We start from the raw sequence: 10,508 nt of genomic DNA, 5'->3' as shown, positions 1-10,508 counted from the left end.
GATATCAGAGATTTTCCCAATGGCAATACTCTCTATTTGATTATCTTTCAATTCATTCATTACCGTGCGATCAAATGGTTTTAGTGCATAATCATGACGATTTGCTGTACGTTTAAAGTTTCCTGGTTCTCCAACAAAAGGTCTTGCAATAATACGGCCAACCATATATTTTTCGTCTAACGTCAATTCTCTAGCAATTTCACAAATACGATACAGCTCATCTAATGGTACTATTTCTTCATGGGCAGCAATTTGTAGTACAGAATCTGCTGAAGTATAGACAATTAAAGCACCTGTTTTCATATGCTCTTCGCCTAATTCATCCAAAATTTCTGTTCCACTTGCTGGCTTATTACCGATAATTTTCCGTCCTGATTTTGCTTCGATTTCATTTAATAACTCATCTGGGAATCCTTCTGGAAAAACGCGGAATGGTGTTTCAATATTCAACCCCATTATCTCCCAATGACCTGTCATTGTATCTTTTCCATTAGAAGCTTCCTGCATTTTTGTAAAATATGCGAGAGGTTTTTCAACGGGATCTACACCAGCAATTTTTTCTATATTGCTAAGGCCAAGTTTCCCCATATTCGGCATATGCAGTCCGTTCATTTTTTCAGCAATATGCAAAAGTGTATGCGCTCCTTCATCATTGAACTTTTTCGCATCAGGTGCTTCGCCAATCCCAACCGAATCCATTACAATTAGGAAAACGCGATTATATTTATATGTAGACATTTATATCCTCCTTTTACCATTTTAGTCATCCTATTTTACCCTATGATATGTATCTTTAACCTACAAAATTATAGCATAATCGTCAGAAGTCTGACATCTTTTTCAACAAGCATTTCACTAATTTATGAAAATTTTAAATCCCTATGTATTTCTCCTCTTTATTATAACGTTTTTTTCACAAAAATGAAAAAAGAACACTGCTTAAGTGCTCTTTTCAAATGTATGTAATTCGTAATCTCTTTAGAATGAGAAAATCAAGCTCTCGGATGAAATTGACTATATACATCCTTCAACCTTGTTTTTGTTACATGGGTGTATATTTGCGTTGTCGATATATCAGCATGTCCAAGCATTTCCTGAACTGCTCTTAAATCGGCACCGTTTTCCAATAAATGGGTAGCAAAAGAATGTCTTAACGTATGTGGCGTTATTTCTTTTTCAATATGTGCTTCCTTGCCTAAACGTTTTAAGATTTTCCAAAAGCCTTGTCTCGTTAGTCGGTTTCCATGATGATTTAAAAACAAGGAATTTTCCGTCGACTTTTTATGCTGTAAGAACGCAGGTCTCGCTTCCTTTAAATATTCCTCTAACGCTCTTGTTGCCGCTCCACCAATTGGGATAATTCTTTCTTTATTTCCTTTTCCGATACATCGAATAAATCCCATAGTAAGATGAACATCATCAATATTTAAATTAATTAACTCACTCACACGGATTCCTGTTGCATAAAGAAGTTCAAGCATTGCCTTATCCCTAAGTCCATAATGATCATTTTTATGCGGGAAATCCAACAGTGCTTCCACTTCCTCCATTGATAAAACTTTTGGCAATGTTCTTTCTGCCTGTGGTGTTTCAATATGTACGGTCGGATCCTCATCAAGCACTCGATCACGAAAAAGAAATTGATGAAACGCACGAATAGATGCAATATGACGAGCGATTGTTTTAGATGATTTACCTTGATCCTTTAAAAACCCTAAAAAACGGATGATGTGAGAACGCTGTATTTCTTTCAAATCGCATCTCTCCACATTTTTCATATACTTCACATAACTTTTTAGGTCTCTCTCATATGATACAAGTGTATTACTCGCCAAACCCTTTTCTACTAGTAAATAATGCATAAAATCTTTTAATTGATCTTCCATAGGATTACTCCCCATTTAAATAAAACAGGAATATTCGATCCCTCCATGAATATTTTTCTGTTTCCAGACTATTATCCGCATTCACCTTAATGGCAGAACCAGATGGCTCGTCATAACGGTGAAGCTGTTGATATTCTTGATTAAACCAAACGATAGCATAATAAAAAAGTATCGTACATCCTGTGAATAGGAGAAACACTTTTAACGTATTCATAATCGCCTTTGTCCATTGTCTCATCCAAAATCCCTCCATAGCTTCTCTAATACAAGCTATGCCAGGTTGGACAATTAATATACCTAATGGACTTATTATTCTTATTATAATGGAAATAAATATAATTTAAAGAGTTAAGCGTTGAATAATTAACTTAATCTTTCACCGTTGGCATCCAGTTATTTCTATTTTTAAGAATGCAAATAAAAAAGTCTAAGTTCCCTTAGCCAAATCCATATAGAATGTAGAGCTGAAGTTCTTAGACCTTTTATAATTTGCAATTGTCTACTTTCAATTTAGTTTCTTTTATTAAATTGATTATTCTAATTCTTCTTTTTTGATGAATTGGTCTTTTATAACTGTTTCATCTATATTTGATTTTGTAATTACTACAGGATCTAATAAGATAGAAGGGACATCTATTTTCCCGTTATTTACCGTAGTAGTTGTTTCTATTTTTTCTGCTTTCCCTGCTTTCATTGCTATTTCAGCAGCATTTTTAGCAATTGCCTGAATCGGCTTATATACTGTCATCGTTTGAGTACCTGCAAGAATACGTTTAATTGCCGCTACTTCTGCATCTTGTCCAGTAACAGGTACATTTAGATTATTCTTCTGTAAAGCGTGAATTACGCCTCCAGCTGTACCATCATTAGCGGCAATTACGGCTTGAATATTATTTTTTTGTTCTTTTAACGCTTCTTCCATACTAATTTCTGCTTTTTTAGGCTCCCATTCCTCCGTATATTTATCAAAAACAAGTTTAATTTGTCCTTTATCAATATATGGTTTGAGAACCTCCATCGCACCCTCTTTTATTAGTACAGCATTATTATCAGTTTCTGCTCCGCCGATATAGGCAAAATTCCCTTTATCTACTTTTTTCAGAATTTCAGCTGCTTGTAATTTACCTACCGCTTTATTATCGTAAGAAATATAGTAATCTACATCTGCATTTTTAATCAATCTATCATAGGAAATGACTTTTACGTTTGCTTTATGTGCCTTCTCTACAATTTCAGATGTTACTTCCGCATTATGGGGAACAACAACTAATACGTCTACTCCTTCTGCAATTAACAGCTCTGCTTGCTTAATTTGAACACTGTCTATTCCATTTGCAGCGAGCGTTTTTACTTCTCCACCTAATTCCTTTATGGTCGTTTCAAAGGCATCTTTATCTTTGTACCATCTATCCTCAGCAAGTGTATCTAAAGAGAAACCAACATAAATTTTGTTATCATCTAGGCTTAACTTCACTTTGTTTGTGGAATCCTCATCTTTTATATCTGCAGAACAAGCACCTAAGAAGGAGAGAACAACTATGATTACACTAGCCAACAGACCTTTTTTAATCGAGTTACGCATTTCCCTCTCCCTCCTTATCTAATTCAAATTTTTGTATGATATTATTCATATCTTCCACCATTTGAGTAAGTTCCATGAAGCTTTTAGAAATACTCGTCATCATATCGTTTTGTTTGATCATAGAAGCAGATACTTCTTCGAATGAAGCAACGGACTCTTCAGATACTGCTGCTATTTGTTCAACAGCAGAACTGATATCTGAACTTGTGTTTTTAAAATTGCTGATAATAGAAGAAATACTTTTCGACTTACTCGTTAGATTAGAAATTCCTGCGGTTATTTCTTTAAAGGATGAATCCGTTAATTTAATTTGTTCCGCCCCTTTGTTTACCTCTTCGTATCCTTTTTGAAGTTGTTCTAAAGAAGAAACACTATTTTCTCGTATAGATGTAACCAAATCAGTGATATCCTTAATGGAATCAGATGTTTGAGCCGCTAATTTACGAACCTCCTCAGCAACAACAGCAAATCCTTTACCTGCTTCACCAGCACGAGCCGCTTCAATAGAAGCATTTAATGATAATAAATTTGTTTGTTCAGCAATTGATTTTATAAAAGTAACTAAAGCTGTAATATTTGAAGTGTCTGTTTCTAATACTTTCATTTTTTCTACACTACTTAACACCATCTCATTGATAACGTGCATTTGTTCTAATGAATGGGTCATTAATTCGCTCCCTTTTTCACTTGAAGCTATTACTATAGCAGAAGTATTCACTAAATTATTTGCATGATCATCCGCTACAATAATTTGTTGATTGAATTCCTGCATATTACTGGCAATGGTAGTTGCTGCATCTGCTTGTACATTTACACCTTGAACTAATTCTTGAACAGTAGTCGATATAGCGTCAATGCTTGTACTTACCTCTTCTGTTGATCGAGCTACTTCCAAACTTCTGTAGTCTAAAACAGTAGACATATTAGAAATATCTTGAATTGTTTCTTTTAGATTAGTCCCCATTTTATTTATAGACTTAGATAACAAACCTATTTCATCTTTAGAATTTTCATCCAAAGGTTCTTCCGTTAATTTACCTTGTGCAACAGAGTCGCTCACTTGGATAACCTTTCTTAAGCTTTTAGATACTCCTCTATTGATCAAAATTAATACGATGATACTAACTAAAACAATAAATAAAGTTAGCGTCGTTACAATAGATATTGTTCTTTGAACCAATGATTTGGATTCGGAAATAGATAAATCATTCTCTTGTGCAGCAATTTCATTTAATTTCGCACCACTTTGATTTACTTGTTCTCCTAAGACTTGAATTTCTTCTTCTAATTCTTTATAAGCAGAAGTATTGAAATCTTTTACATTTGGTACTACTGAGTTAAAGAATATTTCATCAATCTTTTGGTTGTTTTCAATGATTTGTAAATATAACTTTTTACCTTCTTCGTTTGTAATAGTTGTTTCTATTTTTAATGCAGTAGATGTAAACTTTTTACTTAATTCTAAGTATGTGTTTAGTTTTTCATCATTTGCATCCAAAAAATATAGCGGAATTTGGGTATATTTCTCTTGAAAAATCGCCACCAATTCCATCGAATCTACACTAATCCATCTTATTTAATGATGTGTAAGTTATGAGGATAGAAAAGAGAAATAGAACAAGTGTGATGCCAAAAACAACACCGTATTTACTTCCAATATTCAAATTTCCAAAACGAAATTTAGTAAACAAAAAAATCCCTCCAGTCCAACTTATTATCGGCATTAAAATGAAAATATCAATGAAATTATATCAGTATATTTTTAGAGACTCTTTCATAAAGTTTGATTTAAGAATTAACACCTGATGGGTTATTTGTAGAATATAGTATTGGCATTAACAAACTAAATGGAAAGGAAGCAAGAATACGCACAGACTACGTATTCTTGCTTCCTTTCCCTCCAAAAATAGCATCTAAAGGCAAAATAAAAAACCTTCTCATTTGAAAAGGTTTATTGTGCGGATGATGCATCCTCACTTTTTTCCGTGCAACGATGGCAAATACCATGAAATGTTAGGCGGTGATCTTTAATTTTAAAATTCCAGTCACGCTCAACTAATTTCTCTACATCGCCTAGTAAATCTTCTTGAATTTCATCTACTGCTCCACATTCAATACATACTAAATGGTGATGAAAGTGAGCTGCACCTTCTTGTCTCAAGTCATATCTAGAAACGCCGTCACCAAAATTTATTTTATCAACAATTTTCAATTCCGTTAGTAGTTCTAGTGTACGATATACGGTTGCCAATCCAATTTCAGGAGATTTCTCTTTAACGAGTAAGTATACATCTTCTGCACTAAGATGGTCTTCTTCATTTTCTAATAATACTCTAACTGTCGCTTCCCTTTGGGGAGTTAATTTATAGCTCGAAGAATGCAACAGCTTTTTTATTCTATCTAATCTACTTTCCATTCCGAAAGTCCCTCCCTAGCCACTGTCCATCTCATTATAACAGAAGTAGGAAAAGAATCCTAATAAAAATTATTATAAATAACAATTAATAATAATTCTTATATTGAAATAAATATTACCGATATTTTGTAAACATTCAAAATGGATAACTGGACGATTTTCCCTTTATACAAACGGCACCAAGATAATAATAGACTGTACCATATTAATGACTGCTTTCATTAATATTGGCGAAACATACGCCTCAACCGCTGCTGCAATTCCGATTATAACAAAGGCAATCATTAACAGAAAGGTATATCTAGCAAACAGTGGCAGCATCGGTTCTCCCTTTTTCTTCATAAATTGTTGCCGAATCATTTTAAAAGAGAACGCTACTGATAGTGTAGCAGAAATAATAAAAATTGGAATAACAATTAGATTTTGTGGCAAAACCGACACAAATGATAGTAAAAATCCGTGCCAGCCCATCTGATTTACTAAAAAGCCAACCGTAAAGCCAACTACCATTCCTTTAATAAATAATAGAATTAAAATAATAGGAAGCCCTATGATCGAGATACCTAGTAGCCAAATAAAGCCAATATATTTACTATTATGCGAGAAGCTTTGAAAAAATAAATCTTTGCTTTCCGCTACTTGTCCATTCGATACCTGTCCAAAAAATTGCGTTAAATAATAGTAGAGATCTTCCTTTTGTGTGAGAGATAAGCTATTCACTACAATCGCTCCAAATATGACCCCCATTAAAAATAATACAATGATAAATAAATAAATTGAGGAATGCTCACGTATATGTGTAGTTAGGATATTCTGATATTTTTTCTTTTTCATTGCCTTTCCTCCTACCAAGTCTGTTAGTTTATGTTTATGCAAAAAAGAAAGGCATATGACTAGAAATCTATTATTCGTTAAAAGGAAATACACATCTGAAAATTATGTCATTTTACGAAATGATATGATAGATTAAAATTTGAGGTGAGGAAAATTGAAACCAATTTTAATAGATTTACCAGAAACAATGGAAACGGATAGATTAATAATTCGCCCATGTATGCCTGGAGACGGCAAAGATGTGTTTGAATCTATACAGCGGTCAAAAGCTGCTTTTAAACCTTGGATGACGTTTGCAAATCAGGAACAATCATTAGAAGAAGTAGAAGCAGGTGTACGAGAATCGTATGCAAAATATATTTTAAGAGAAGATATCCGATTACATATTTATTTAAAAGATACAAATGAATTTATTGGTTCAACAGGCCTCCATTCTATCGATTGGAAAGTGCGTGTTTTTGAAATTGGATATTGGTGTGATTCTGCCCATACAGGTAAAGGGTATATTACAGAAAGCACAAAAGCGTTAATAAAGCTTGCCATGGAGACTCTACAAGCTAATCGAATAGAGATTCGCGTTGATTCCACGAATACGAAAAGCCGAGCTATTCCAGAAAAACTCGGCTTCGCATTGGATGGTATATTGAAAAATGAATCCCTCAGTGCTGATACGCAGGAATTAAGAGATATTTGTCTTTATTCTTTGACATAATGCTAAAAATCCCACAAATTATATTGTGGGATTTTTAGCACTATCTACTCTTACTTTACCGTATTTCCCGCCACCGCCAACTTGCAAGTTTAAGGTTCCCGTTCTTGCTGCAACAATATAATCGGCAATTTTCATTGGTACGATTTCCACTAACTTTTCATAGGGAGCTTCATGGATTATTTGCATTTCGGTAGAAAAATAATCCAGCAATTTTTGAAGCGTCTTCTTTCCTAAGCCTGGGATATAGTCTAATGGTATTTGGTGAATATATGGAGGTCTAAAAGGAGCGTTTGCAGCGTCTTTTAAATCTGTAATTCTTGATGCTACTCCCTTCACCCATTTATGACTCCCACATTCTCTGCAAATCCCTTCCGTTTCGAAAAAAGGCGTGTAGCATTTCATGCATACTGTTTCATGATACTTGCCTAATTTCGGATCTAAGCCATAATTTGCAACGATTCTTCTCCCCTCTTCTTGATGAAGGACTTTTGCAAATTCCGCAAATGAAGCTTCCTTCATCTCCATCACTTGATATTCTCTAGCGATTTTTTCCAAAGAATGGGCATCTGAATTGGTTATAAAAGAAAAGGAATGTAATTCTTCTATTTGATCGGCCATCTCTGTATCAGAACTCAAGCCTAGCTCGATTCCATCAATCATTTTTTCCTCTAATACTTCTTTAAAGGATCGGGAAACACCGCTCCCGTATAAACTTTTAAACGGCGTAAACACATGTGCTGGGATAAATAGCCCGTTTAATTCCTTTACTTTTTGCTGAAGTTCTTTGCCGCTGACATATAGGCGTTGAGAGCTCAAAGTTACATTTTTCATATGATCGGTGAGCCAATTAGAGAATTCCATCATTTTCGATAAAGATGGAAGATAGCATAATACATGAATGGGACCTTTGCACGAAGCATCATAAATTTCGAGCTCTGACCCGAGAATAATTGTGATCTCTTCCATCTTCACTCCACCATTAGACAATTCAACCATTTTCCCTTGCTCTATTAACTCTTCCATTTCCAAAATTACTTCTGGAGAATGACAATCAATGATTCCAATCATATCAAGACCTTTTTGCTTGCTCGCATACTCAATAATAGCTGGTAACGAAAGATTTCTAGATGCTGTAATCTTTACCGGTTTTCCACTCTTTGTTCTGCCAATATGGATATGTAAATCTGTATAAAACGACTTCATTTTTACTCCTTTAGGTTAGCAATTTGTAAATATTGTACCCCAAAAATCGTTTTAGCATCAAAAATCCGTTGTTCCTTGATTAATTGCAATGCCTCTTCCAATGTGATTTCTAATACATTCACAAACTCATCTTCATCGAGACCAGCCGCATCTTCTTTTTTTGTTAATCCTTTTGCTACATATACATGAATAATTTCATCAGCAAAGCCTGGTGAAGTATAGAAAGAGCTTACTAATTCAAGAGACTCACAATCATATCCTGTTTCTTCTTCTAACTCTCTTCGTGCACAAAGAGCAGGTTCTTCTCCTTTTTCTAATTTTCCAGCGGGAATTTCCACAATCACTTTTTCAAGTGGCTTTCGAAATTGTTCTACCATTACTAGTTTGTTGTCGTCAGTTATTGCGATTACAGCTACCGCTCCTGGATGCTTCACTAATTCTCGTGTAGATGTTTTCCCATTTGGCAATTCTACCTCATCTACTTGAACTTGAATGATTCTTCCACTATAAATATGTTCTGTTTTTAATGTTTTTTCCTCTAACGAACTCATCTTACACACTCCTCTGTTCTATTAAGCCGAAGCTCTTACATATAGATTATTATACTTCATTTCTGTTGAATGGAAAGGATTGTGGAGGCTTGAAGGTATATATCCGAGAAAAAGGGGTCGTATTAACAGGAAAGGCATGGGAAATCCGTTATATTCTTAAGAAATATCAAAAGGAATTCACCTATGTAAAAGACTGGGTAAATGCAAATTCGAATTCCCCAAAAAAATAAGCCATTTTCTTTGTGAATAAACATCATCTTTCGTACAATAAAAGGTATCTTAGGTAAAGAGGTGTTCGAATTTGCAAAAGTCTCAATTAGGTAGCTCTGACTTATATGTATCTAAACTAGGTCTTGGATGTATGAGTCTTGGAACTGATGAAAAAACTGCTTTTCCTATTTTGGAAGCCGCATTGGAAGAAGGAATTAATTACTTTGATACAGCTGATTTATATGACCTAGGACAAAATGAGCAATTACTAGGACGTTTTTTCAAAAATAATCGGGAAGACATCATTATTGCAACAAAGGTAGGAAATAAGTGGGAAGAAGGAAAAGATGGATGGTCTTGGGATGCGAGTAAAGCCTATATTAAGGAACAAGTTAAACACAGCCTTAAACGATTAGGCACAGATTATATTGATTTATATCAGCTTCATGGTGGTATGATGGAAGACTCGATAGAGGAAACAATTGAAGGGTTCGAAGAATTAAAAGAAGAAGGCATAATTCGTTATTACGGCATTTCCTCTATTCGTCCAAATGTCATTCGCGAATATGTGAAGCGTTCTTCTATCGCTTCTGTCATGATGCAATATAGTATTTTAGACAGACGTCCAGAAGAGGAAGCTCTGCCATTACTTGCGGAAAACAATATTAGTGTTGTTACCCGAGGACCTCTTGCGAAAGGCCTTTTAAGCCCTAAGTACCCAGATAAGTTAACCGGAAAAGGCTATTTAGATTATTCTGGTGAAGAACTGAAAGAAGTTTTGCAAAAGCTAGAACAGAAGTTCTTAGATTATCGAACACTTACAGAAGCAGCAGTTCAATATAACTTAGCTCAGCCCGCTGTCGCTAGCATCATCGCAGGGGCAAGCTCTGTAGAACAGCTTCGAGCCAACGCTAAAGCTGTTAATAGTGCACCTTTAACAGCGGAAGAATTAGCGTTTATTAAGGAAGTTTCGAAAGCATCGACTTATGAGGCACATCGTTAATAGGATGTATTTTTATTTCTGAGCTTGGTGCTTGAATGGTTCATAGAATTTTTTCTATTTACTATGGAAAAGTGGTTTTCATTGTTTGGATGAAAGCCACTTTTGCTTTCG

At 34.7% G+C, this 10,508-nt stretch carries 13 protein-coding genes; 3 read left to right on the top strand and 10 right to left on the bottom strand.

From position 1 onward, the window contains the following. The 8 genes from deoB to spoIIM all read right to left on the bottom strand — a co-directional run. On the bottom strand, nucleotides 1-738 hold a 738-nt coding region (deoB, locus tag RTL21_RS01045), incomplete at its 3' end, for a phosphopentomutase (protein ID WP_312092420.1). Nucleotides 739-992: 254 nt separating this feature from the next. After that, a complete protein-coding gene (xerD, locus tag RTL21_RS01040; RefSeq protein ID WP_312092418.1) occupies nucleotides 993-1,886 on the bottom strand; it encodes a site-specific tyrosine recombinase XerD in 894 nt (297 codons plus the stop codon). Between the two features lie 4 nt (nucleotides 1,887-1,890). Beyond that, nucleotides 1,891-2,124 (bottom strand): YqzK family protein, encoded by a 234-nt coding sequence (locus RTL21_RS01035; protein ID WP_312092416.1) that lies wholly within the window; start codon nucleotides 2,122-2,124, stop codon nucleotides 1,891-1,893. A 294-nt stretch (nucleotides 2,125-2,418) separates the two neighbouring features. After that, nucleotides 2,419-3,468 carry a sugar ABC transporter substrate-binding protein gene (locus RTL21_RS01030; RefSeq protein ID WP_312092414.1) on the bottom strand — a complete coding sequence of 350 codons (1,050 nt, stop codon included), beginning with the start codon at nucleotides 3,466-3,468 and terminating at the stop codon, nucleotides 2,419-2,421. Further along, nucleotides 3,461-5,020, bottom strand: coding sequence for a methyl-accepting chemotaxis protein (locus tag RTL21_RS01025; RefSeq protein ID WP_312092412.1), 1,560 nt, complete (start codon nucleotides 5,018-5,020; stop codon nucleotides 3,461-3,463). Before RTL21_RS01025 ends, RTL21_RS01030 begins: the two co-directional genes overlap by 8 nt. Nucleotides 5,021-5,030: 10 nt before the next feature. Next, a complete protein-coding gene (locus RTL21_RS01020; protein ID WP_312092410.1) occupies nucleotides 5,031-5,159 on the bottom strand; it encodes a hypothetical protein in 129 nt (42 codons plus the stop codon). Nucleotides 5,160-5,419: 260 nt separating this feature from the next. After that, entirely contained in the window at nucleotides 5,420-5,884 is a 465-nt protein-coding gene (gene fur, locus RTL21_RS01015; protein ID WP_312092408.1) for a ferric iron uptake transcriptional regulator, read from the bottom strand. A 165-nt stretch (nucleotides 5,885-6,049) separates the two neighbouring features. Continuing rightward, nucleotides 6,050-6,718 carry a stage II sporulation protein M gene (spoIIM, locus tag RTL21_RS01010; RefSeq protein ID WP_312092406.1) on the bottom strand — a complete coding sequence of 223 codons (669 nt, stop codon included), beginning with the start codon at nucleotides 6,716-6,718 and terminating at the stop codon, nucleotides 6,050-6,052. 154 nt (nucleotides 6,719-6,872) lie between these two features. Here spoIIM and RTL21_RS01005 point away from each other — a divergent pair, with 154 nt between their 5' ends. Next, complete coding sequence (locus tag RTL21_RS01005) at nucleotides 6,873-7,430, top strand: GNAT family N-acetyltransferase (RefSeq protein ID WP_312092404.1); 558 nt, start codon at nucleotides 6,873-6,875, stop codon at nucleotides 7,428-7,430. 18 nt (nucleotides 7,431-7,448) lie between these two features. Here RTL21_RS01005 and RTL21_RS01000 read toward each other — a convergent pair whose 3' ends face one another. Beyond that, complete coding sequence (locus RTL21_RS01000) at nucleotides 7,449-8,633, bottom strand: endonuclease Q family protein (RefSeq protein ID WP_312092402.1); 1,185 nt, start codon at nucleotides 8,631-8,633, stop codon at nucleotides 7,449-7,451. Nucleotides 8,634-8,635: 2 nt separating this feature from the next. After that, nucleotides 8,636-9,184: an NUDIX domain-containing protein gene (locus tag RTL21_RS00995; RefSeq protein WP_312092400.1), complete on the bottom strand. Its 549-nt coding sequence runs from the start codon at nucleotides 9,182-9,184 to the stop codon at nucleotides 8,636-8,638. 89 nt (nucleotides 9,185-9,273) lie between these two features. Here RTL21_RS00995 and mciZ point away from each other — a divergent pair, with 89 nt between their 5' ends. Continuing rightward, nucleotides 9,274-9,414, top strand: a complete 141-nt coding sequence (gene mciZ / locus RTL21_RS00990; RefSeq protein WP_312092399.1) for a Z-ring formation inhibitor MciZ — start codon at nucleotides 9,274-9,276, stop codon at nucleotides 9,412-9,414. A 71-nt stretch (nucleotides 9,415-9,485) separates the two neighbouring features. Next, nucleotides 9,486-10,397 (top strand): aldo/keto reductase, encoded by a 912-nt coding sequence (locus RTL21_RS00985; protein ID WP_312092397.1) that lies wholly within the window; start codon nucleotides 9,486-9,488, stop codon nucleotides 10,395-10,397. The last annotated feature ends 111 nt before the right edge of the window (nucleotides 10,398-10,508 follow it).

The sequence above is a fragment of the Niallia sp. genome (assembly GCF_031978665.1).
GTDB lineage: Bacteria > Bacillota > Bacilli > Bacillales > Cytobacillaceae > Niallia.
The sequence above is the reverse complement of the archived record's forward strand: the minus strand, read 5'-3'. Positions and strand labels throughout refer to the sequence as shown.